Genomic DNA, 21907 nt, shown 5'->3' on the forward strand with positions numbered 1-21907 from the left:
ATGCTCGAGATCCGCAACCTCGCAAAATCCTTCGGTGGCGTGAAGGCGACGAACGACGTCTCGCTCGATTTCCCTGACGGCTCGCTCACGGCGGTGATCGGTCCGAACGGCGCCGGCAAGAGTACCTTCTTCAACCTGATCACCGGTGCCTTGAAGCCGGATTCCGGCCAGGTTTTGCTCGACGGGGTCGAACTTGCCGGCCGTTCGCCGCCCGAGATCGTGCGGCACGGCATCGGCCGCGCCTTCCAGGTCGCGAGCATCTTCAAGTCGCTGACGGTAGAGGAAACCATGCTCGCCGCCGTCAGTGCCGACCAGCGCACTTCCGCGGTGCTGCACAAGCGCTTTCCCTTGCCTGAGACGCGCGACCGCGCCGAGCATGTGATGGAGCTGCTGGGGTTGGCGAGCAAGCGTCATCGCACGGCGGCGACGCTGTCGCATGGCGATCAGAAGCTGCTTGATATCGCGCTGGCGCTCGTGCTCGAGCCAAAGGTGCTTCTGCTCGACGAGCCGACTGCCGGCATGGGCCCGGAAGAGCGCTGGCGCATGATCGACAAGGTGCGCGAGCTCTGGGAGAGCCAGAAGATCACGGTCGTCTTCATCGAGCACGACATGGACATCGTGTTCAAGATCGCCCCAAAAATTGTCGTGCTCTGCTACGGCCGCATCCTGGCGACCGGCACGCCTGACGAGATCCGCAACAACAGCGCCGTGATCGACGCTTATCTCGGCACCGAGCATGCGGGAGCGGCTGCATGAGTGCCGTCGTCATCGAAGTCGCCGATCTCGACGTCTATTACGGCACCAGCCAGATCCTGTTCGGCGTTGGCCTCTCGGTGCGGCAGGGGGAGACCATGGCGCTGCTCGGCCGCAACGGCGCCGGCAAATCCACCACCATGAAAGCGATCATGGGTCTTGCACCGCCGCGGCGGGGCCGAGTGAGCCTGCGCGGCGCGGTGATTTCCGGCCGGAAGCCGCACTATATCGCGCGCGCCGGCCTCGGCTTCGTGCCGGAGGATCGTCAGATCTTTCCGGAGCACAGTGTCGAGGACAATCTCGTCATCGGTCGCAAGAAGGGGCCGGAAGGCCAGGACGAATGGCCGATCAAGCGCATCTACGACGTCTTCCCGCTGCTGGAGCCGCTGCGCCATCGCATCGCCGGACGCCTGTCGGGCGGCGAGCAGCAGATGCTGGCGATCGCACGCACGCTGATGGGAAACCCGGCGCTGTTGCTGCTGGACGAGCCGAGCGAGGGGCTCGCGCCGATCATCGTGCAGCGGATTGGCGAGCTGTTGCGCCAGCTGCGAAGCATCGGATCGACCGTGTTGATCGCCGAGCAGAACATGCATTTTTGCCTCGGCCTTGCGAGCCACGCCACGGTCATCGATAAGGGTCAGATCGTCTATGCCGCCGGAATCGACGAGCTGAAGGCCAACGATGCCATCCGGCGGCGTTATCTGGCCCTGTAGGTCGCGCGCCGGTGCCTAAGTAGGCCGGGAGAAGAAAACCATTGTCCGGAGCCTGCTTGACGGAAGGAGTTTTTTCCCTGCGCGACAAAAACGCCAATCGCTTCCATTGCCGTTTGGACGGGAAACGACGACATTCCCACCAGGAATTGATGGATCGGCAGCTATGGAACGCACTGGATTTGAGCCCTTCGGCGAGCAGCTGGTGTCCGCGACGGACACCCAGCCGCGGTCGCGTGCGTCAAAGATGCTGTTGCGGGTCGGCACTGGTCTGTTCTGGTCGCTGGTCGCCGGCATCGTGCTGGCGCGTGCGGCCTTCTTCGAGCCGGGCATCTATGACGGCTTCAGCCGGGTCGCCTCGCTGGCCAAGAGCTTGATCTTCTGACCCAGAACATCCGGTCTGAGGACAGAACTTCCCTCGGCCCTGATATGTCGAAAACTTATTCCCCATCGAGCTGACGCTGCGTATAAATATTTCTCCTCTGGGAGAGATTTGTGTCGCAGAATCAAGCATCCAGTCCGGTCGATGCCAAGCCGGCCACCGCCGCAAGCCGTATCGCGGCGCTGATCCCGGGTATCCTCCTCTGCGTCGCCGTCGCCGGTGTCTCGGCCCTGCTGGAGCGGGCGGAACTGGGCTTTTTCGAACATCCCTATGTCGAAGCGCTGGTGATGGCGATTCTGCTCGGCATGGCCCTTCGCAGCTTCTGGAAGCCTGCGCCGCGCTGGCAGGCCGGCATTGCCTTCAGCGCCAAACAGCTGCTTGAAGTCGCGGTGATGCTGCTGGGCGCCTCCATCAGCTTCGCCGCCATCGCCGCCTCTGGCATCGCGCTGCTGGCCTCGATCGCCGCGGTCGTCGTGGTCGCACTCGGCATCTCTTTCGGCATCAGCCGGCTGCTCGGCCTGTCGACGCGGCTGTCGATCCTGATCGCCTGCGGCAACTCGATCTGCGGCAATTCGGCGATCGCGGCGGTGGCGCCGATCATCGGCGCCAACAACGATGAGATCGCGTCCTCGATCTCCTTCACGGCCATCCTCGGCGTGATGATGGTGCTCGGACTTCCGCTGCTGATCCCGCTGCTGCAATTGTCGGCGACGCAATACGGTATCCTCGCGGGTCTCACCGTCTATGCGGTGCCGCAGGTGCTGGCCGCGACGGTCCCGGCCGGCCTCGTCTCGACGCAGATCGGCACGCTGGTGAAGCTGATGCGCGTCCTGATGCTCGGGCCGGTCGTCGTCGGCCTGTCGCTGGTCGCCTCGCGCTGGCAGAGCGACGCCAAGAAGACCAATGTCGGCTTCTTCCGCCTGGTCCCCTGGTTCATCCTCGGCTTCCTCGCGCTCGCGACGCTGCGCTCCCTCGAGATCGTTCCGCCCACGGTGGTCGGCCCGGTGACGAAGATCACGGGCTTCCTCACCGTGGTCTCGATGGCCGCCCTCGGCCTCGGCGTCGACGTCCGCGTACTCGCCAATGTCGGGGGACGGGTGACCGCAGCCGTGACGCTGTCGCTGCTGCTGCTGCTCGGCATCAGCATCGCACTGGTGCATTGGTTCAAGTGATCGGGGCAAAACTGCCGTAGGGTGGGCAAAGGCGCGAAGCGCCGTGCCCACGATCTCTCCAGTATGGCGACAGGTGGTGGGCACGCTCCGCTTTGCCCACCCTACGAGACCGTCATCGCCGTGGCTAAGTCAGATCACATCCGCCAGGGAGTGCCCATGCAGCTCGATGCTCAGCCCCTGCATGCCCATGTCGCTGATCTCGCCGCCCATCGCCTTCAGGCTCTCTTCGCGGATCAGCGACATCAGCCCGCGGCGCAGCGCCAGGAACTCCGACGACATCATCATCGCTTGCTGCCGCGGCCGCTCCAGCGGGATCGGGATTTCCGCCTTGATCGAGCCGGGGCGCGCGGTCATGCAGTAGACGCGATCGGACAGGAAGATCGCCTCGTCGATGTCGTGGGTGACGAACAGCACCGAGATCTTGAGCCGCTGCCACATGTTGGTGAGGATCTGCTGCATGATGACGCGGGTCTGCGCGTCGAGTGCACCGAACGGCTCGTCCAGCAGCAGCACCTTCGGCCCCGTCGCCAGCGCGCGGACGATGCCGACGCGCTGCTTCATGCCGCCGGAGAGTTTTTCAGGATAGTGCTTCTCGAAGGCTTCAAGCCCGGCAAGGCCGAGCAGCGTACGCGCCGCGCGCTCGCGCTGCGAGCGCGGCATGCCGCGCATCTTCAGGCCGAACTCGACGTTCTCACGCACCGTCTTCCAGGGAAACAGCGAATATTGCTGGAACACCATGCCGCGCTCGGCGCTGGGACCGCTGACCTTCTCGCCGTCAACGGTGACGATCCCGGTGGTGGGCTTGAGGAAGCCGGCGACCGCGTTGAGCAGGGTCGACTTCCCGCAGCCGGAGGGGCCGACGATCGAGACGAACTCGCCGGGCTTCACGTGGATCTGCGTATCGGTGACGGCCTGCACCGGTCCCTCGATGGTCTCGTAGGCGAGGGAGAAGTTCTTGACCTCGACATGGCCCTTCGGCGTGCCCGCAATCATATCGCTCATGTCGACCTCCATGGCATCACCAATTTTCCGGCGCCTCTGATCAGGACGCTCGATCCGAGCCCGAGCACGCCGATTGCGATCATGCCGAGCGCGATGTCGGCGTACTGGACCAGCGAATAGGCCTCCCAGGTGAAGTAGCCGATACCGTATTGGCCCGAGATCATCTCGGCTGCGATCAGCGAGACCCATGCGACGCCCATGCCGACCGTGAGGCCCGTGAAGATGTGCGGCAGCGAGGCCGGGAAATACACCTCGCGGAAGATCGAGCGCTCGCGGGCGCCGAGACATTGCGCGGCACGCACCAGCACGGGATCGACCAGCGACATGCCGTGCAGCGTGTTAACCAGGATCGGGAAGAACGAGCCGAGGAAGGTGATGAAGACGATGCTCTGCTCGTTGGTCGGCCACAGCATGATCGCCATCGGCACCCAGGCGATCGCCGGGATCGGCCGCAGCACTTCCGCGACCGGGAAGATGATCTCGTGCACCAGCTTGAAGCGGCCCATGATCAGGCCGAGCGGGACGCCGACGATGGCGGCGAGCGAGAAGCCGATGAAGATGCGCCGGCAGCTCAGCGCGATGTGCATCAGGAATTTGGGATCGTGGATCGCCGTGTTGAAGCTTGCATAGACCGCGAGCGGCGAGGGCACGTTGGTGAAGCGCACGAAGAACACGACGCGATAGGTGGTCAGCAGATGCCAGACCAGCAGGAAGGCGAGCAGCGAAATCACGCCGATCGCGGTCGCGCGCAGCCCAGCCCGATTGAGCCGGTACCAGCGCAGCGCGAGTGTGCCGAAGGAAGGCGGCGCCGCAGGCTGGGCGCTGACGGCGGGCGCTGGTCCCGCCTCTGCAATGGCTGTTGCCGGCATGCTGTCCTCGGGATGTCTGAGGAGGGCGGGACTGCTCACGTCTTGCCTCCGCCGACGGCGGCCTTCACCGCGTCGTCGAAGCCGAGCACCTTGCCGCCGACCTTGGCGGCATAGGCTTCGGCGTCCTTCTTGAGCAGGAACGGGGCGACCTCGCCGTTGCCGACCGCAAAGAAGGCTTGGTCGGCGAACAGCTTGATGCCGCGCGTCGTGTCGAAGACATAGGCGACGTTGATCTTCTTGCCCTTGGCCTTGTAGTCGGCGTACGCCCCGAGGGTGCAGGCGGCGGACGAGAAGGGCATGATGCCGGCATCATCCACCCAGACCTCGCCGGCCTTGCGCGGATCGGCGATCGGCTTCTTGCAGAAGGCATCTTCGCCGGAGATCTCGTAGTTCTTCGTGCTGGCCAATTGTGCGTCGTAGTCGAGCTTCATCTCGGCATAGGCCTTGCGGATGTAGCTTTCGTCGACCCATTTCTTCGGATCGAATTCCTTCATGCGGCCGAGGTTCTGCAGAACCTTGACGTCGGCCGTGGCGGCATCGATCAGAGCGGGCTTGATCGTCGGATCGGTGGTCATGTTGCCGCTCGGCCCCAGGAAGATGTAGACGACTTCCTTGTTGATGCCGGTCCATTCCTGGATTTTTTCGGAGGCCAGCTTGGGATCGTCGCGCAGCCACTGATTGGCGGCGATCAGCGCCTTGAAATAGGCGACGACGACCTCCGGATATTTTTCGGCGAAGTCGGTGCGGACCACGATGCCGTGGAAGGTCGGCAAGTTCGTCTCGACGCCATCGAAGATCTTGCGCGCGAAGCCGCGGAACGGCAGCAGCTCGGCGAAGGGGACGAAGTCGGCATGCGCATCGATCTTCTTCTCCTGGAGATTGGTCGAGCCAACTTCGGGGCTCTGGCTGACGAGCTGGAAGAAGTCCGATGCGTAGCCGCGATCCTGCATCGCCTTCAGCACCATGCCGTGCGCGGCGGAGCCGAAGGGAACGCTGACCAGCTTGCCCTTGAGATCGGCGAGGTCGTAGTAGGGTGAATCCTTGTGAACCACCATGCCGTTGCCGGAGCCGGACAGGCTGTAGGCGGCGATGCCCATCAGCCGGCTCTTGCTCTCGGGATTGCTCTCGAAGGTGAAGCCGTTCACGATCAGGGGATAGTCGCCCATCATGCCGATCTGCAGCTTGTTCGCCATCATCGCATTGGTCACGGGCGGACCCGAGGTGAAGTTCTGCCACTCCAGCGCGAACTTGATGTTGGCGTACTTGCCGTCCTTGGGCAGATATTTCTCCAGGAGATGGAGCTGGCGGATGACGACGCCCGCGGTCACCGTGTTGGTCGTGGTGTCCTGCGTTCCGATACCGAGCGTGACGGTTTCCGCCGCGGCCGGTTGCGTGACGAGTAGCGCCAGCGACGTCACCGACATCGCGATCGAGAGCGTGGGAAGATGGCGGACCATTCTCATCCTCATTCGGTTGGATGTGCTGTGGTTGCCATGATTGGGTGAGGGCGGGGGCAGGGCAAATCCGGAATGGTGACCGCAGTCGATTAGTTGCCGGGAAAAGGTGATTGCATACTCCTTGGGCAGTCCTGCACTATAAAGCCGCTTGCCTGTGCATCGGCCTTGGTCGCAAATTCGCCTAGTCAGCTGCGTGACCGCGCATCTCCTCCAGCACGTCGGTCCGGCAGACCACGATCTGCGACCGCTTGGTCTGCACGATTCCCTTCTCCTGCATGCGCTTGAGGCTGATGGTGACCCACTGCCTGGTGGCGCCGACCATGTGGGCGATGTCGGCGTGGGTGAAAGCCGCCGCGATCACGGTACCGTCGGCGTCGTCGACGCCATAGAGCTCGACGAGATGCAGCAGGAGATGCGCAAGGCGCTGGGTGATCGAGCGCGTTCCCAGCATCTGCGCCAGCGCCGAGTAGCATTTGCCCTTGAAGGTCAGGCCCTCGATCAGGCCGATGGCGAGGTTCGGGATCTCGGCGGCCAGGGACCGCAATTCCTTGCCGGGCAGGTGCACGACGCTGCAATTGCTGGACGCAACGCCGGACCATTGATGCACGGTGCCTTCGAACACCTCGGGGCCGCCGACGAAATTGCCGACATGCCAATAGGCAAGCGTGATCTCGCGCCCCTGCGGCGAGGTATAGAACACGCGGATGCGGCCGCTCTCGATCAGCCAGATGCCGTCATGCTTGCCGCCCTGGTTGAACAGCGTCTGGCCGCGGTTCAGCACCTTTCGCCGGCCCTGTTTCAGCACCAGCTCCCGCTCGCGCGGCGACAGCTTGTCCATCAGTGGCGGCGGCCCGCCGATCCATTGCTGGTTCTCGGTGAGCAGCAGCGAGGAGCTGCCCGCAGGCCGGACTGCCGGGGGAACGGCCCCGCGAACCGCATTCGCCGCCTGCAACATCGTTTGCCTCCGGAACGTTCAAATCGTTCTAAAGAGGAGCAATGTCCGTGCCAGATGAAAAGCGCCAACCTCCGGCGTCATTCCCGGGACGCGCGCAAGGCGCGTAGACCCGGAATCCATAATTACGAGCGGGGGTTATGGATTCCGGGCTCGCCCTCCGGGCGCCCCGGAATGACGACATTGGTCAACGCCCCGCCAGGCTCAGCAGATACGTCTTCGGGTAAATCCCCCTGTCATGCCCGTCCGAGAACGAGATGTTCAGCCCGTAGCCGAGATCGCCGACCTCTGTGATCGCAATTCCCGGAAAGGTTTCCGGGAAGCGGCCGTCGAAGCGGGCGCGCGTGCAGTGGGCGCATTTGCAGGAGAGGCGGAGTGTTTCGGCAGACACGCGCAGCGCATCGTCCTGCGTGGTGCGGACGAGAAGCGCGGCCAGATCAGCGCTGGCTTCATAGTCGGCCACGGTCGGCGCCACCAATGCAGTCATGGTCATGACGAACCTCCGGCCTCTATCTATGTCGGTGCGGGCGTGCACGAATAGCAACTAATTGCCGGGGCGGGCATGACCACCGCGCTCAGGTCGATCACCGCTCCGCGAAATGGGAAACTAATCGACCGGAACTCTCACTTCCGAATTGCCGGACTCTCCTCTCTCCGAGACCTTGAGGCAATCGATAAGGAGAGATCATGAGTGCATTCCAGAAGGAGACGGTTCTGTCAGTCAAGCACTGGACCGACTCTCTGTTCAGCTTCACCGCGACGCGCGATCCGGGCTTCCGCTTCCAGAACGGCCAGTTCGCGATGATCGGGCTCGAGGTCGAGGGCAGGCCCCTCATGCGCGCCTACAGCATGGCCAGCGCTAATCACGAGGAGGCGCTCGAATTCTTCTCGATCAAGGTGCAGGACGGCCCGCTGACCTCGCGCCTGCAGAAGATCAGGGAGGGCGACATCATCCTGGTCGGCCGCAAGGCGACGGGCACGTTGATCACCGGCAATCTCATTCCTGGAAAGCGGCTGCTGCTGCTCTCGACCGGCACGGGCCTTGCGCCCTTCGCCAGCCTGATCAAGGACCCCGATGTGTACGAGAACTACGAGACCATCGTGCTCGCCCATGGCTGCCGCCAGGTCTCCGAGCTCGCCTATGGCGAAAATGTCGTCGAAAGCCTGCGCAACCACGAATTCTTCGGACCGCTGATCCGCGACAAGCTGGTGTACTACCCGACCGTGACCCGCGAGCCGTTCCGCAATCGCGGCCGCATCACCGATCTGATCGCCTCGAACCAGCTGTTCGAGGATGTCGGGCTATCAGGGCTCGATATCGAGACCGACCGCATCATGCTGTGCGGCAGCCCCGCGATGCTCGAAGAGCTTCACGAGATGTTCTCCGCGCGCGGCTTTGTCGAAGGCAATCACAGCGCGCCCGGCCATTTCGTTATCGAGAAGGCCTTTGTCGAGCGCTGAGGCGCAAATCGCGCTCGGGCGACAACTAATTGCTATCGCCGCGACGCCCCCTGAACAACTCTGATGCAAAGGCGCCGGAGATCGGCGAACCAGGAGCAAGTGATGGCACTAGATCAGATCGTCGACGGACTTTCGGAGGTTTCCTGCGATGTGCTGGTGATCGGCGGCGGCACGGCCGGCCCGATGGCGGCGCTGAAGGCGAAGCTGAAGAACCCGAAGGCCAACGTCGTCCTGCTCGAAAAAGCCAACGTCAAGCGCTCCGGCGCGATCTCGATGGGCATGGACGGTCTGAACAACGCCGTCATCCCCGGCTATGCGACGCCGGAGCAGTACACCAAGGAAATCACCATCGCCAACGACGGCATCGTCGACCAGAAGGCGGTCTATAAATATGCCCAGAACTGTTACTCGATCATCGAGGAGCTCGACAGCTTCGGCATCCGCTTCCTGAAGAACGAGAATGGCGATTACGCGGTCAAGAAGGTGCACCACATCGGCACCTACGTGCTGCCGATGCCGAACGGCGAGACCGTGAAGAAGGCGCTCTACCGCCAGCTCCGCCGCGCCCGCATCCTGATCTCCAATCGCTACATGGCGACGCGGCTGCTGAAATCGTCGGACGGCCGCATCGCCGGCGCGATCAGCGTCAATACCCGCACCGCCGAGATGCTGGTGATCAAGGCCAAGGCCGTGATCCTCTGCATGGGCGCCGCTGGCCGCCTCGGCCTGCCGACCTCCGGCTACATGTTCGGCACCTATGAGAACGCCGCCAATTCCGGCGACGGCTACGCCATGGCCTACCATGCCGGCGCCGCGCTCGCGAACCTCGAATGCTTCCAGATCAACCCGCTGATCAAGGACTATAACGGCCCGGCCTGCGCCTATGTCGCCGGTCCGTTCGGCGCGTACACGGCGAACAACGAAGGCTCACGCTTCATCGAATGCGACTATTGGTCGGGCCAGATGATGCTGGAGTTCTACAACGAGCTGTTGTCCGGCAAGGGCCCGGTGTTCCTCCAGCTCAAGCATCTGCATCCGGACACCATCTCGGAGATCGAATCCACGCTGCACAAGGTGGAGCGGCCGACGCGCGGGCTGTTCCAGCAAGGACGCGGCGTCGACTACCGCAGCGAGTCGATCGAGATGCACATCTCCGAGATCGGCTTCTGCTCGGGCCACAGTGCCTCCGGCGTGTTCGTCGACGACAATGCGCGCACCACCGTGCCGGGCCTCTATGCCGCCGGCGACATGGCGAGCGTGCCGCACAATTACATGCTGGGCGCCTTCACCAACGGTTCGGTCGCCGGCATCGACGCCATGGAGTTCGCCGACAGCCATGATTTCGCGGAGTTCGATGCGGCCGACGTCGCGGTGGAGCGCGACCGCGTGATGGCGCCGACGAAGCGCGAGGACGGCATTCCGCCGAATCAGATCGAGTACAAGACCCGCCGCCTCGTCAACGACTATCTCCAGCCGCCGAAGGTGACGCGCAAGTACGAGCTCGGCATGCGGCGCCTGGCCGAAGCGCGCGAGGACATGCAGGAGCGCATGATCGCGCGCAACGCGCACGAGCTGCTGCGCGCGCTCGAAGTGCAGTCGATCATGGACTGCGCCGACATGGCCGCGCACGCCTCGCTCTACCGCGAGGAGAGCCGCTGGGGCCTCTATCACTGGCGCACCGATTTCCCGGAGAAGGACAACGAGAACTGGTTCTGCCACACGCTGCTGTCCAAGCAGGACGGCAAGATGACCAGCGAAAAGCGCGCCGTCGAGCCCTATGTCGTGCCGATCGCGGACGACGAGAAGGACCTTTACGACAAGCAGCGCATTCGCGCCTCCGCCTGAACCACCGCGCCAAAGCAACAGGAGACATCAAATGCCTCTCGCGTCCTATCAGACCTCGGTTCCGGTGGTCGTCGACGACGCCAAGTGCATCGCCGACAAGGGCTGCACCGTCTGCGTCGACGTTTGCCCGCTCGACGTCTTGCGCATCAGCGACATGACCAACAAGGCCTACATGGCCTATGACGAGTGCTGGTACTGCATGCCCTGCGAGGCCGATTGCCCGACCGGCGCCGTCACCGTCAACATTCCCTATCTGTTGAGGTGATCATGTCGAGCCCGTTCGAATCCTACGACGATCTGGAAGACGCCGACGAGCGGTTGCAGGCGGCCGATCCCGCCGAGCGCCGCGTCGCCATCATCGCGCTCGGCCATTCCGGCGATCCGGCCGCCGTGGCGCATCTCGCCAACATGGTCGCCGATCCCGACGGCGGCGTGCGCCAGCAAGTGGCGATGGCGCTCGGCGAGTTCGACGGGCCGGAGGCCGCAAGCGCGCTGGTCAAGCTGCTGGTCGATCCCGAAAGGATCGTCGCGGCCGCCGCGGCCGACAGCATGGCCGAGTTCAAGGATCCCGCCTGCGCCGAGGTGATCCTGCCCCTGGTGAAGCACGCGCACGCCTTCGTCCGCATGGGCGCGCTGCGTGCGCTCAAGGAATTGCGCTGCAAGGACACGCTCAAGCCGGCGCTGGAAGCGCTGCAGGATTCCGATGCCGCCGTGCGCGTGCAGGCCATCGGCGTGATCGGCTTCCTCAAGCTGGAGGAATCCATCCCCGCCCTGACCGCGCTGATCAACGATCCCGACGCCCATGTCCGCCGTGCCGCCGTGAGCGCGCTGGCGTTCTCGCAGATGAAGCCGGCGGCCGAGACCATCACCCGTGCGCTGAAGGACGGCGACTGGATGGTGCGTGAGATGGCCGCGGAGACCCTGGGCCTGAACGCCAATGGTGCGATCGCGGCTGATCAGCTCGTCGCCAGCCTCGCGGACGAGTTCTGGCAGGTGCGGCTGAAGGCGATCCGCAGCCTCGGGAGGATGAAGATCGAACGCGCGGTGCGGCCGATCGGCAATTGCGTCAACCACGACCAGGCCAACCTGCGCAAGGAAGCCGCCGCCGCGCTCGGCGAGATCGCGCATCCCGACGGTGAGGCATTCCTGGCCGTGATCGCTGACGATCCCGATCCCGATGTCCGCAAGAATGCGCGTTGGGCGCTGCAGCAGATCGCAGCCCGCAAGGCCCGGGCAGGGGCCTAGCGGCGTCGCTCTGGACATCCGGAGCCAGACGTTTATTGGTCTTCGCCAACGAGATCGGCTGCTGCGAACGGCCGATCCCCTGGATAGAGCGAGGACGCCGCCATGACGACATTGACCGTGAAGGACCTTCTCCCCGAGGATGGAACGAAGGGGACGCTGGTCGGCCGCGTCTGGCTGCCGCAGGTGAACGGTCCAGCCGTCGTCGCAGTGCGAGGCGATGGCGTATTCGACGTCACCGCAAAGTTTCCGACCGTCAGCGCGCTCTGCGAGGAAGACGATCCGGCCAAGGCGCTCGGCGCGACCAAGGGCGAGCGCATCGGCGATCTCGAGGCCCTCGTGGCCAACACGGCACCCGATGGGCGTGATCCGAAAAAGCCCTGGCTGCTCGCGCCGGTCGATCTCCAGACCCTGAAGGCGGCGGGCGTCACCTTCGCCATCTCGATGCTGGAGCGTGTGATCGAGGAGCGCGCCAAGGGCAATCCGGCCTCGGCCGAGGCGATCCGGAAAGAAGTGACGCGGCTGATCGGCGACGATCTGTCGAAGCTCAAGCCGGGCTCCGATCAGGCCATGCACCTGAAGCAGGTGCTGATCGACCAGAACGCCTGGAGCCAGTATCTCGAAGTCGGCATCGGCCCCGATGCAGAGGTCTTCACCAAGGCCCCGACCATGTCCTCCGTCGGCACCGGCATGGATGCGGGCCTGCACCCGAAATCGACCTGGAATAATCCCGAGCCTGAGCTCGTGCTGTTCGTCTCCAGCCGCGGCAAGATCGTCGGCGGTGCACTCGGCAACGATGTCAATCTGCGCGACTTCGAAGGGCGCTCGGCGCTGCTGCTGTCGAAGGCCAAGGACAACAACGCCTCCTGCTCGATCGGCCCGTTGCTGCGCCTGTTCGACGACAGCTTCACGCTCGACGATGCGCGCAAGCTCGACATCAGCCTGAACGTCAAGGGCACGGACGGGTTCGTTCTCGACGGTCATTCCTCCATCAGCAAGATCAGCCGCGACCCGACCGACCTCGTCGCGCAGACCATCGGCAAGATCCATCAATACCCCGACGGCTTCGTGCTGTTCCTCGGCACGATGTTCGCGCCCGTGAAGGACCGCGATGCGCCGGGGCAGGGGTTCACCCACAAGCGCGACGACATCGTCACGATTGCCGCGCCCCAGCTCGGCAAGCTCGTCAACCGCATGCGCACCAGCGACGAGTGCGAGCCGTGGACCTTCGGCATCGGCGCGCTGATGAAGAACCTGGCGCAGCGGAAGCTGATCTAGCTCTTCGCTCGGCGCAAGATACGCGAAGCGTGGGTTGATAGACGCGGAGCTCTCTCCACACCGTCATCGCGAGCGCAGCGAAGGCAATTCAGAATCTTAGAAATTCTGCATTGCCTTCCCCTCTCTCGCGATGACCGAAGAGCGCGCGCGACCGTTTATCGCCGCCGTTGCGGACCGAGCACTTGCATCCAAATCCGCAAATTCCCTTCATCTGCCCGTTGCATCACTGGAACAAAATCCCGCTTAGCGTGTCATAGAACCGCGCGCCGCTCCTCCGTGCATTTTCCCCTAAATAGTCAAATAATATGACTAGTCGGAACTCATCTTCCGTGGAATAGTACCCGCCATCGCCCGCAAAGGGCGGTCTTTGCGGGCGCCACGCGACCAATCCGGCGCCCCGGACAAATCTTGGGAGACGCGCCTGACGACCCTCAAAGCCCTCTTTGCGGCCAGCGCCACCGCCGCGTTGCTGCTCGCGCAGCCCGCCCGGCGGTGTTCGACGCCGCGTTGCGGATGCCCGGAGGCGGGCGGTTGACGGCGATCGCGATCATCCTGCTGGTGCCCGTCATCGGCGGCGCGCTGCTGCTGCATCTCACCCGGTTCGGCGCCAACGTCTACGCGCTCGGCGGCAGCCTGGTCGCACTCGCGCGCCGGCCGGTGGCGAAGAGCGCAGGAGCCGCCTCATGACCTCGCGCATCGTCGTCATCCCGACGCGGCGGGCCCACTCCAACCATGCGGAGGTCGCCCGCTCGATCGGCATCGACATCATCGCCGGACGTTACGCGGAGGGGACGCGCCTGCCGGGCGACGCCGAGATGATCGCGATGTTCGGCGTGTCGCGGCCGGTGCTGCGGGAGAGCGTGAAGACGCTGGTCGCCAAGGGACTGCTCACCACCAAGGCGCGGGTCGGCACCGTCGTGCGCGAGCGCGGCGCCTGGAACATGTTCGACGCCGACGTGCTGGCCTGGCACCTGGACGCCGGCATCGACAAGCGCTTCCTCAACGATCTCGCCGAGATCCGTCTTGCGGTCGAACCGCGCGCGGCGATGCTGGCGGCCACGCGGCGGTCCGAGCAGGATCTCGCCGAGCTCCGGCACAGCATGGAGCGGATGCGGCTCGAAGCGTCCGACTCGGTCGGCTTTGCCGATGCCGACCTCGCGCTTCACGTCGCGGTGGCGCGCGCCTCCGGCAATCTGTTCATGCGCTCGATCGGCCACGTCATCGAGGCAGCGCTGCGCGCCTCGTTCCTGCTCAGCGCCCCGGTCGAGCCGGAGGACCGCGACACGGTGCTGCAATGGCACCAGAACATCGTCGATGCGATCGCGGCGGGCGATGCCGACGCCGCCTCGGAGGCGATGGTCTTCGTCATTCACAACGGCATGCATCGCCATGAGGGCACGGTCATCGAGACCGCAGCGGCCGAGACGGTGCCATCGGCCGAATCCGGAGAGAGATCGTGACGGAACTTCGCATCGCCATCGTCGGTTTCGGCAAGATCGCGCGCGACCAGCACGTCGGCGCAATTGCGGCGGTGCCGGGCGCGATGCTGGCGGCGATTGCCAGCCGCAATGCCTCGCTGCCGGGCCTGCCGCACTTCGCGACCATCGAGGAGCTGCTGGAGAAAGGTCCGCCGATTGACGCCGTGTCGCTGTGCACGCCGCCGCAGGTGAGGCGCGCGCAGGCGGCCGCGGCGCTTGCTGCCGGCAAGCATGTCATGCTGGAAAAGCCGCCGGGCGCCGGTGTGGCCGAGCTCGATCCGTTGATCGAGATGGCGGCGCAGGCAAGACGAACGCTGTTTGCGACCTGGCATTCGCGCCATGCACCGGCGGTCGAGCCGGCCCGACAATGGCTCGCCGCGCGACGCGTCAAATCGGTGCACATCAGCTGGAAGGAGGATGTCCGCGTCTGGCATCCCGGCCAGAGCTGGATCTGGGAACCAGGTGGTCTTGGCGTGTTCGATCCCGGCATCAACGCGTTGTCGATCCTGACCAGAATCCTGCCCAGGCCGGTGTTCGTCACCGCGGCCGAACTTGCCTTTCCCGCCAACTGCCAAGCGCCGATCGCTGCGAGCCTGACCCTGACCGACATTGCAGGCCTGCCCGTGACCGCCGAGTTCGACTTTCGCCAGACCGGGCCGCAAAGCTGGGATATTGTCGTCGATACCGATCGCGGCCGGATGACCCTGTCCAATGGGGGCGCGCGCATGGCCATCGACGACAAGGTTCTTGCCGAAGCTCCCGATGAGGAATATCGCGGACTCTACCGGCGCTTCGTCGGGCTCGCGGCGACCGGCGCAAGCGACGTCGATCTGACACCGCTGCGTCTCGTCGCCGACGCCTTCCTGCTCGGCAAGCGCACAATTGTCGAACCGTTCGTGGATTAGACATGGCTGGCTCAACAATCGAAAAGGATGTCTTCGGGAGACTGCCTGATGGCCGCGACGTCGAGCGCTTCGTGCTGCGCGGGGCAGGCGGGTTCGAAGCGCGGATCATCACCCATGGTGCGGTGCTTCAGGCGCTGATCGCGCCGGATGCGAAGGGCGGCCATGACGACGTCGTGCTCGGCCATGACGCGTTCACCGGCTATCTTGCGGAACGAAAGTTTTTCGGCGCCACCGTCGGCCGCTACGCCAACCGCATCGCCAAGGGACGGTTTTCGCTGGATGGTGAGACGGTGCAGCTTGCCGTCAACAACGGGCCGAATGCCCTGCACGGCGGTCTCGATGGATTCGACCGCAAGCTCTGGGAGATCGTGGAGATCGACGAGGGCGCAGAGCCCGCAGTGACACTCGCCTATACGAGTCCGCACGGGGAGGAGAATTATCCCGGCAAGCTCGATGTCCGCCTGACCTATCGCGTCACTGGCCCATCCGAGCTGTCGCTGAGTATGGAAGCGCGCAGCGACCGGCCGACGATCGTCAACCTGACCAACCACAGCTTCTTCAATCTCGAAGGCGCAACGTCGGGCACGTCCATCCTCGACCACCGCCTGACGGTCGCCGCCGAGCATTTCCTCGCGATCGACCCCACCGCCATTCCGTTGCCGGAGCCGCCGCGTCGCGTTGCCGGCACGCCGTTCGATTTCCGCGAAGCTCGGCCGGTCGGCGAGCGCATCCGGCAGGGCGATCAGCAATTGCAGAACGGCAGGGGCTACGACCACACCTATTGCCTCGGCCGCGACGGCAAGCTCGCGCTCGCTGCAAGGCTGGAGGCGCCGCGCTCGGGGCGGATCATGGAGCTGTTCACCGACCAGCCCGGCCTTCAGGTCTATTCCGGCAATTACCTGGACGGCACGATTTCGGGGAAGGGCGGCAAGATGATCCGGCAGTCGGACGCCATTTGCCTGGAGCCGCACATCTGGCCTGATGCGCCGAACCGGCCGGATTTTCCGAGCCCGCGCCTCGATCCCGGCCAGGTCTATCGCCATCACACGGTGTATCGCTTTGCAGTGAGGACGCCATGATGGAGCAGGTGCCGACCACCGTTCTCTCGGACGACCCCTGCCATCTCGGCGAGGGCCCGACCTATGACGTGACCACCGACACCGCCTGGTGGTTCGACATCCGCGAGGGACGGCTGTTCGAGGCGCAACTCGGCAGCGGCAGCATCCGCGTCCATGCGCTCGGCCGGATGGCGAGCGCGCTCGGGCGCATCGATGCCGAACGGCAGTTGATCGTCGCCGAGGACGGGCTTTACATCCGCAAGCTCGCCGATGGCGCCATGACGCTGTTCCTCGCGCTCGAGGCGGACAATCCGGTCACGCGCTCCAACGATTGCCGCGTGCACCAGTCCGGCACGTTCTGGATCGGCACCATGGGCAAGAAGGCCGAGCCGAGGGCCGGAGCGATCTACGCGCTCCATCGCGGCAAGATCTCGACGCTGTTTTCCGGCATCAGCATCCCCAATTCGATCTGCTTCTCGCCGGATGGCGCCACCGGCTACTTCACCGACACTCCGCGCGCCGTGCTCTATGCCGTGCCGCTCAATCCCGCGACCGGCCTGCCGCGCGGCGAGCCGGAGGTGCTGCTGCGCCATACCGGCATTGGCGGTCTCGACGGCTCGGTGTGCGACGCCGACGGGCAGATCTGGAACGCCTGCTGGGGCGCGAGCCGGATTGACGTCTATTCTCCGCAAGGCGAACGCCTGCGCTCGCTCGGCGTGCCGGCGCGGCAGGCGAGTTGCCCGGCCTTCGTCGGCCCCGACCTATCGCGTCTCCTCGTCACCTCCGCCTGGCAGGACATGGACACGGCCGCGCGCGCCGCCGATCCGCAAGCCGGTTACACCTTTCTATTGGAGGCCTCCGCGCGCGGTCGCGCGGAGCCCGACGTCAAGCTCGCATAGGAGACAAGAAAGCAACCACGGCACGTTCTCGACGACACGAACAGACAATCTGATACCCAAGGGAGTGAAACATGCAGAAACTGAAGACCGCATTCCTCGCACTGGCGCTGGCGGGCGCTGCGACGATGGCCACGAGCCTTCCCGCTGCCGCCCAGAACAAGGCGACCGTCGGCATTGCCATGCCGACGAAATCGTCGGCGCGCTGGATCGACGACGGCAACAACATGGTCAAGGTGCTGAAGGAACGCGGCTACAACACCGACCTGCAATATGCCGAGGACGACATTCCGAACCAGCTCTCGCAAGTCGAGAACATGGTGACCAAGGGCGCGAAAGCGCTGGTGATCGCCGCAATCGACGGCACGACGCTGTCCGACGTGCTCAAGCAGGCGAAAGCAAAAGGCATCACCGTGATCGCCTATGACCGCCTGATCCGCGGCACGCCGAACGTCGACTATTACGCGACCTTCGACAATTTCCAGGTCGGCGTCTTGCAGGCGCAATCGATCGAGCAGGGGCTCGGGCTGAAGGACGGCAAGGGCCCGTTCAACATCGAGCTGTTCGGCGGTTCGCCGGACGACAACAATGCCTACTTCTTCTACAACGGCGCGATGAGCGTGCTGAAGCCCTACATCGACAGCGGCAAGCTCGTCGTCGCCTCGGGCCAGATGGGCATGGACAAGGTCGCGACCCTGCGTTGGGATGGCGCCACCGCCCAGGCCCGCATGGACAACCTGCTCAGCGCCTATTACGGAAACAAGAAGCTCAACGCCGTGCTGTCGCCCTATGACGGCATCTCGATCGGCATCATTTCGTCACTGAAGGGCGTCGGCTATGGCAGCGCCGGTCAGCCGATGCCGATCATTTCGGGGCAGGACGCCGAGGTGCCTTCGATCAAGGCGATGCTGCGCGGCGACCAATATTCGACCATCTTCAAGGACACCCGCGACCTCGCCAAGGTGACCGCCGACATGGTCGACGCCGCGCTCGCCGGCAAGCAGGTCACGGTCAACGACACCAAGACCTACGAGAACGGCGTCAAGACCGTGCCGTCCTACCTGCTCAAGCCGGTCGTGGTCTACAAGGACAATTGGGAGAAGGTCCTGGTCGACAGCGGCTACTACAAGAAGGCGCAGTTCCAGTAACTTCCCTTTCCCTCTCCCCGCGTGTGGGAGTGGGGGACTCTCGATGAGGGACGAAAAGCACGTCCACACACTCGTCATGCCCGGGCTTGTCCCGGGCATCCACGCCCTTCGTCGCAGGGGGCTGCACGGGGATGGCCGGGACAAGCCCGGCCATGACGATGCGGAGACGTTCAGGAGTATGATGCCATGACCGCCATGCTGGAGATGCGTAACGTCAGCAAGAGCTTCGCCGGTGTGCAGGCGCTGCGCGACGTCAACTTCTCGGTTCACGCCGGGCAGATCCACGCGCTCGTCGGCGAGAACGGCGCCGGCAAGTCGACGCTGATGAAGGTGCTGAGCGGGGTCTACCCGTACGGCAGCTACGAGGGCACCATCGTCTTCGAAGGCGAGGAGCGGCGCTTCCGCGACATCAACGATTCCGAGGCGCTCGGCATCATCATCATCCACCAGGAGCTGGCGCTGATCCCGCTGATGTCGATCGCGGAAAACATCTTCCTGTCGCATCCGCCCTCGAAGCTCGGCGTGATCGACCGCGACGAGGTGTACCGGCGCACGCAGGAATTGCTGGCCCAGGTCGGCCTGAAGGAATCCCCGGATACGCTGATCACCGATCTCGGCGTCGGCAAGCAGCAATTGGTCGAAATCGCCAAAGCGCTGTCCAAGCGCGTGCGGATGCTGATCCTGGACGAGCCGACCGCCAGCCTGAACGAGGCCGACAGCGCCGCGCTGCTCGAGCGCCTGATGGCCTTCCGCCAGCAGGGCATCGGCTCGATCCTGATCTCGCACAAGCTCAACGAGGTCGCCAGGGTTGCCGACCACATCACCGTGCTGCGCGACGGCCGTACCGTCGACAGCATCGATTGCCATGCCGAGCCGATCCAGGAAGATCGCATCATCCGCAGCATGGTCAATCGCGATATGGCCCACCGCTTCCCGGAGCGTAACGCCAAGATCGGCGAGCCCGTGCTCGACGTCGCGAACTGGTCGGTCTATCACCCGATCCATCCCGAGCGGCAGGTGATCAAGAACGTCAATTTCGGCGTCAGGCGCGGCGAGGTCGTCGGCATTGCCGGATTGATGGGCGCCGGACGTACCGAGTTTGCCATGAGCCTGTTCGGCCGCTCCTGGGGAACCAATATCAGCGGCACGATCCGGCTGGAGGGGCGGGAGATCGTGCTGCCGAGCGTCGCGGCGGCGATCGACGCCGGCCTTGCCTATGTCACCGAGGACCGCAAGCAGCTCGGCCTGATCCTGGCCGACGACGTTCGCAAGAACATCACGCTTGCCAGCCTCGACCAGGTCGCGCCGAGCCGGGTGATCGACGACATCGCCGAGCTGAAGGTCGCCAGCGACTACCGCACCCGCATGCGCATCCGCTGCTCCGACGTCTACCAGGAGACCGGCCAGCTCTCCGGCGGCAACCAGCAGAAAGTGGTGCTGTCGAAATGGCTGATGACCGACCCGAAAGTCCTGATCCTGGACGAGCCGACGCGGGGCATCGACGTCGGTGCCAAGTACGAGATCTACTGTATCATCAACGAGCTGGCGGAGGCCGGCCGCGGCGTCGTGGTGATCTCCTCGGAGATGCCCGAACTGCTCGGCATCTGCGACCGCATCTGTGTCATGAATGAAGGCGCCTTCGTTGGCGAGTTCAAGGGCGCGGACGCGACGCAAGAGAAGATCATGCGCGCCATCATGCGCAACGAACGAAACATTGGGAACGCCGCGCCCGCGGCCGCGGAAATGGGAGGAATGCAGCCATGACCGACAAGACGGTATCGCTGCCCGAGGAGCGCCGGCACGGCAGCTTCATCAAGAACAATCTGCGCAACTACGGCATGCTGATGTCGCTGATCGCGATCATGCTGTTTTTCCAGGTGATGACCGGCGGCACGCTGCTGCAGCCGCTCAACCTGACCAATCTCGTGCTTCAGAACAGCTACATCGTCATCATGGCGCTGGGCATGCTTCTGGTGATCGTCACCGGCCATATCGACCTCTCGGTGGGCTCGGTCGCCGGCTTCGTCGGCGCGGTCGCCGCCGTGCTGATGGTGACCTACAAGGTCGACTACACGCTCGCCTTCATCGCCTGCCTGCTGCTGGGGGCGGCGATCGGTGCGGCGCAGGGTTATTGGGTGGCCTATTTCGGCATTCCGTCCTTCATCGTCACGCTGGCGGGCATGCTGGTGTTCAAGGGGCTCGCGCTCGCGGTGCTGCAGGGCCAGTCACTCGGCCCGTTCCCGGCAACCTTCCAGAAGCTGTCCTCCGGCTTCATTCCGGAGCTGCTGCCCGAGGCCGGCACGCTGCATCCGACCTCCATGCTGATCGGCGCCGTGCTCGCGCTCGGCCTCGTCTATGCCAGCGCCAAGGGGCGGTCGCGCGAGCAAGCGCATGGCATCGAGGTCGAGCCTTACGCGTTCTTCCTGGGCAAGAGCGTCCTGCTCGCCTGCGCCGTGCTCTATTTCACCTATCTGATCGCCTCGCATCGCGGCCTGCCGAACGTGCTGGTGATCATGACCGCCTTGATCGCGCTCTACGGCTTCGTCACCCGTCGCACCGTGATCGGTCGGCAGGTCTATGCAGTCGGCGGCAATGCGAAGGCGGCGAAGCTGTCGGGCATCAAGACGGAGCGGCTGACCTTTCTCACCTTCGTCAACATGGGCGTGCTCGCCGCGTTGGCCGGCCTCGTCTTCGCCGCGCGCCTCAACACCGCTACCCCGAAGGCCGGCCTCGGCTTCGAGCTCGACGTCATCGCCGCCTGCTTCATCGGCGGCGCCTCGGCCTATGGCGGCGTGGGTCGGGTCGGCGGCGCCGTGGTCGGCGCCATGATCATGGGCGTGATGAACAACGGCATGTCCATCCTCGGCATCGGCATCGACTATCAGCAGGTCATCAAGGGCCTGGTGCTGCTCGGGGCGGTGTGTATCGACGTGTATAACCAGCGACGGTAGTCGCAGAGAAGGTCTTGTAGAGTGGGCAAAGGCGCAACGCGCCGTGCCCACCATCGTTCTCCGATCGAAGAAAGTGGTGGGCACGCTACGGCTTTGCCCACCCTACAACGACGGCGCTACGGCAGCGGTGATTGCGTCGTGAACAGCACCGCCGCGATCGCGACGGACAGGCTCACCGCCGATATCGTTGCCACGGTCGACAGCACCCCCATTCGCCGGAGCGCGAGGGCGAACACGATGATGATGGGGGTCGCCGTCATCAGCCCGATCTGTGCATCGCTCATCTCTTCGCTCGCCGTTTCGCGGAACCGCTCGATGGCATCCACCCTATGATGGTGGGGCGGGCGG

At 64.5% G+C, this 21907-nt stretch carries 22 protein-coding genes and 1 pseudogene; 17 read left to right on the forward strand and 6 right to left on the reverse strand.

From position 1 onward, the window contains the following. The 4 genes from WI560_RS10455 (at position 1) to WI560_RS10470 (ending at position 3017) form a co-directional block, all read left to right on the forward strand. The gene (locus WI560_RS10455) at positions 1 to 756 is read left to right on the forward strand and encodes an ABC transporter ATP-binding protein (RefSeq protein ID WP_257177608.1); all 756 of its coding nucleotides are present in this window, start codon (positions 1 to 3) and stop codon (positions 754 to 756) included. After that, the gene (locus WI560_RS10460) at positions 753 to 1466 is read left to right on the forward strand and encodes an ABC transporter ATP-binding protein (RefSeq protein WP_375307929.1); all 714 of its coding nucleotides are present in this window, start codon (positions 753 to 755) and stop codon (positions 1464 to 1466) included. The genes WI560_RS10455 and WI560_RS10460 overlap by 4 nt, the downstream gene beginning before the upstream one ends. A 163-nt stretch (positions 1467 to 1629) precedes the next feature. Next, on the forward strand, positions 1630 to 1848 hold the full coding sequence (locus WI560_RS10465; RefSeq protein WP_028135498.1) for a hypothetical protein: 219 nt from the start codon (positions 1630 to 1632) through the stop codon (positions 1846 to 1848). Between the two features lie 110 nt (positions 1849 to 1958). Continuing rightward, positions 1959 to 3017 carry a YeiH family protein gene (locus tag WI560_RS10470; protein WP_375307930.1) on the forward strand — a complete coding sequence of 353 codons (1059 nt, stop codon included), beginning with the start codon at positions 1959 to 1961 and terminating at the stop codon, positions 3015 to 3017. A 129-nt stretch (positions 3018 to 3146) separates the two neighbouring features. On the opposite strand, the gene WI560_RS10475 is transcribed toward WI560_RS10470, so the two are convergent. From WI560_RS10475 to WI560_RS10495, 5 genes are all read right to left on the reverse strand, one after another. Further along, positions 3147 to 4031 carry an ABC transporter ATP-binding protein gene (locus WI560_RS10475; protein ID WP_375307931.1) on the reverse strand — a complete coding sequence of 295 codons (885 nt, stop codon included), beginning with the start codon at positions 4029 to 4031 and terminating at the stop codon, positions 3147 to 3149. Further along, positions 4016 to 4927 carry an ABC transporter permease gene (locus tag WI560_RS10480; protein WP_373568066.1) on the reverse strand — a complete coding sequence of 304 codons (912 nt, stop codon included), beginning with the start codon at positions 4925 to 4927 and terminating at the stop codon, positions 4016 to 4018. The genes WI560_RS10475 and WI560_RS10480 overlap by 16 nt, the downstream gene beginning before the upstream one ends. Further along, positions 4924 to 6345: an ABC transporter substrate-binding protein gene (locus WI560_RS10485; protein WP_375307932.1), complete on the reverse strand. Its 1422-nt coding sequence runs from the start codon at positions 6343 to 6345 to the stop codon at positions 4924 to 4926. Before WI560_RS10485 ends, WI560_RS10480 begins: the two co-directional genes overlap by 4 nt. Before the next feature lie 181 nt (positions 6346 to 6526). Beyond that, positions 6527 to 7300, reverse strand: a complete 774-nt coding sequence (locus WI560_RS10490) for a Crp/Fnr family transcriptional regulator (protein WP_375307933.1) — start codon at positions 7298 to 7300, stop codon at positions 6527 to 6529. Between the two features lie 184 nt (positions 7301 to 7484). Then, positions 7485 to 7790, reverse strand: coding sequence for a gamma-butyrobetaine hydroxylase-like domain-containing protein (locus tag WI560_RS10495; protein ID WP_375307934.1), 306 nt, complete (start codon positions 7788 to 7790; stop codon positions 7485 to 7487). 194 nt (positions 7791 to 7984) lie between these two features. Here WI560_RS10495 and WI560_RS10500 point away from each other — a divergent pair, with 194 nt between their 5' ends. The 13 genes and pseudogenes from WI560_RS10500 (at position 7985) to mmsB (ending at position 21559) form a co-directional block, all read left to right on the forward strand. Continuing rightward, positions 7985 to 8758 (forward strand): ferredoxin--NADP reductase, encoded by a 774-nt coding sequence (locus WI560_RS10500; protein WP_375307935.1) that lies wholly within the window; start codon positions 7985 to 7987, stop codon positions 8756 to 8758. A gap of 102 nt (positions 8759 to 8860) precedes the next feature. Beyond that, positions 8861 to 10603, forward strand: a complete 1743-nt coding sequence (locus tag WI560_RS10505) for a fumarate reductase/succinate dehydrogenase flavoprotein subunit (protein WP_375307936.1) — start codon at positions 8861 to 8863, stop codon at positions 10601 to 10603. Positions 10604 to 10634: 31 nt separating this feature from the next. Then, on the forward strand, positions 10635 to 10868 hold the full coding sequence (locus tag WI560_RS10510) for a ferredoxin family protein (RefSeq protein WP_007593252.1): 234 nt from the start codon (positions 10635 to 10637) through the stop codon (positions 10866 to 10868). 2 nt (positions 10869 to 10870) lie between these two features. Further along, positions 10871 to 11848, forward strand: coding sequence for a HEAT repeat domain-containing protein (locus WI560_RS10515; RefSeq protein ID WP_375307937.1), 978 nt, complete (start codon positions 10871 to 10873; stop codon positions 11846 to 11848). 102 nt (positions 11849 to 11950) lie between these two features. Further along, a complete protein-coding gene (locus WI560_RS10520; protein WP_028135508.1) occupies positions 11951 to 13123 on the forward strand; it encodes a fumarylacetoacetate hydrolase family protein in 1173 nt (390 codons plus the stop codon). Between the two features lie 492 nt (positions 13124 to 13615). Beyond that, positions 13616 to 13786: pseudogene (locus WI560_RS10525) on the forward strand (sugar ABC transporter permease YjfF); the annotation flags it as partial. 20 nt (positions 13787 to 13806) lie between these two features. Continuing rightward, a complete protein-coding gene (locus WI560_RS10530; RefSeq protein ID WP_257193863.1) occupies positions 13807 to 14583 on the forward strand; it encodes a FadR/GntR family transcriptional regulator in 777 nt (258 codons plus the stop codon). Beyond that, positions 14580 to 15506 carry a Gfo/Idh/MocA family protein gene (locus tag WI560_RS10535; protein WP_375307938.1) on the forward strand — a complete coding sequence of 309 codons (927 nt, stop codon included), beginning with the start codon at positions 14580 to 14582 and terminating at the stop codon, positions 15504 to 15506. Before WI560_RS10530 ends, WI560_RS10535 begins: the two co-directional genes overlap by 4 nt. Before the next feature lie 2 nt (positions 15507 to 15508). Then, on the forward strand, positions 15509 to 16585 hold the full coding sequence (locus WI560_RS10540) for an aldose epimerase family protein (protein ID WP_375307939.1): 1077 nt from the start codon (positions 15509 to 15511) through the stop codon (positions 16583 to 16585). Then, positions 16585 to 17463, forward strand: coding sequence for an SMP-30/gluconolactonase/LRE family protein (locus WI560_RS10545; protein WP_375308811.1), 879 nt, complete (start codon positions 16585 to 16587; stop codon positions 17461 to 17463). Before WI560_RS10540 ends, WI560_RS10545 begins: the two co-directional genes overlap by 1 nt. A 71-nt stretch (positions 17464 to 17534) precedes the next feature. Continuing rightward, on the forward strand, positions 17535 to 18608 hold the full coding sequence (gene chvE / locus WI560_RS10550) for a multiple monosaccharide ABC transporter substrate-binding protein (protein WP_375307940.1): 1074 nt from the start codon (positions 17535 to 17537) through the stop codon (positions 18606 to 18608). 186 nt (positions 18609 to 18794) lie between these two features. Continuing rightward, positions 18795 to 20372 carry a multiple monosaccharide ABC transporter ATP-binding protein gene (gene mmsA, locus WI560_RS10555; RefSeq protein ID WP_375307941.1) on the forward strand — a complete coding sequence of 526 codons (1578 nt, stop codon included), beginning with the start codon at positions 18795 to 18797 and terminating at the stop codon, positions 20370 to 20372. Then, positions 20369 to 21559: a multiple monosaccharide ABC transporter permease gene (gene mmsB, locus WI560_RS10560; protein WP_257177625.1), complete on the forward strand. Its 1191-nt coding sequence runs from the start codon at positions 20369 to 20371 to the stop codon at positions 21557 to 21559. The genes mmsA and mmsB overlap by 4 nt, the downstream gene beginning before the upstream one ends. 116 nt (positions 21560 to 21675) lie before the next feature. On the opposite strand, the gene WI560_RS10565 is transcribed toward mmsB, so the two are convergent. Further along, on the reverse strand, positions 21676 to 21885 hold the full coding sequence (locus WI560_RS10565; protein WP_257198121.1) for a hypothetical protein: 210 nt from the start codon (positions 21883 to 21885) through the stop codon (positions 21676 to 21678). Positions 21886 to 21907: the final 22 nt, after the last annotated feature.

It is taken from the genome of Bradyrhizobium sp. A11 (assembly GCF_042077125.1).
GTDB classification, from domain to species: Bacteria; Pseudomonadota; Alphaproteobacteria; order Rhizobiales; family Xanthobacteraceae; genus Bradyrhizobium; species Bradyrhizobium japonicum_B.

Coding starts and splice junctions, on each gene's coding strand:
- WI560_RS10455 (WP_257177608.1), top strand. CDS start 1: ATGCTCGAGATCCGCAACCTCGCAAAATCCTTCGGTGGCGTGAAGGCG.
- WI560_RS10460 (WP_375307929.1), top strand. CDS start 753: ATGAGTGCCGTCGTCATCGAAGTCGCCGATCTCGACGTCTATTACGGC.
- WI560_RS10465 (WP_028135498.1), top strand. CDS start 1,630: ATGGAACGCACTGGATTTGAGCCCTTCGGCGAGCAGCTGGTGTCCGCG.
- WI560_RS10475 (WP_375307931.1), bottom strand. CDS start 4,031: ATGGAGGTCGACATGAGCGATATGATTGCGGGCACGCCGAAGGGCCAT.
- WI560_RS10485 (WP_375307932.1), bottom strand. CDS start 6,345: ATGGTCCGCCATCTTCCCACGCTCTCGATCGCGATGTCGGTGACGTCG.
- WI560_RS10490 (WP_375307933.1), bottom strand. CDS start 7,300: ATGTTGCAGGCGGCGAATGCGGTTCGCGGGGCCGTTCCCCCGGCAGTC.
- WI560_RS10495 (WP_375307934.1), bottom strand. CDS start 7,790: ATGACCATGACTGCATTGGTGGCGCCGACCGTGGCCGACTATGAAGCC.
- WI560_RS10500 (WP_375307935.1), top strand. CDS start 7,985: ATGAGTGCATTCCAGAAGGAGACGGTTCTGTCAGTCAAGCACTGGACC.
- WI560_RS10505 (WP_375307936.1), top strand. CDS start 8,861: ATGGCACTAGATCAGATCGTCGACGGACTTTCGGAGGTTTCCTGCGAT.
- WI560_RS10510 (WP_007593252.1), top strand. CDS start 10,635: ATGCCTCTCGCGTCCTATCAGACCTCGGTTCCGGTGGTCGTCGACGAC.
- WI560_RS10515 (WP_375307937.1), top strand. CDS start 10,871: ATGTCGAGCCCGTTCGAATCCTACGACGATCTGGAAGACGCCGACGAG.
- WI560_RS10520 (WP_028135508.1), top strand. CDS start 11,951: ATGACGACATTGACCGTGAAGGACCTTCTCCCCGAGGATGGAACGAAG.
- WI560_RS10530 (WP_257193863.1), top strand. CDS start 13,807: ATGACCTCGCGCATCGTCGTCATCCCGACGCGGCGGGCCCACTCCAAC.
- WI560_RS10540 (WP_375307939.1), top strand. CDS start 15,509: ATGGCTGGCTCAACAATCGAAAAGGATGTCTTCGGGAGACTGCCTGAT.
- WI560_RS10545 (WP_375308811.1), top strand. CDS start 16,585: ATGGAGCAGGTGCCGACCACCGTTCTCTCGGACGACCCCTGCCATCTC.
- chvE (WP_375307940.1), top strand. CDS start 17,535: ATGCAGAAACTGAAGACCGCATTCCTCGCACTGGCGCTGGCGGGCGCT.
- mmsA (WP_375307941.1), top strand. CDS start 18,795: ATGACCGCCATGCTGGAGATGCGTAACGTCAGCAAGAGCTTCGCCGGT.
- mmsB (WP_257177625.1), top strand. CDS start 20,369: ATGACCGACAAGACGGTATCGCTGCCCGAGGAGCGCCGGCACGGCAGC.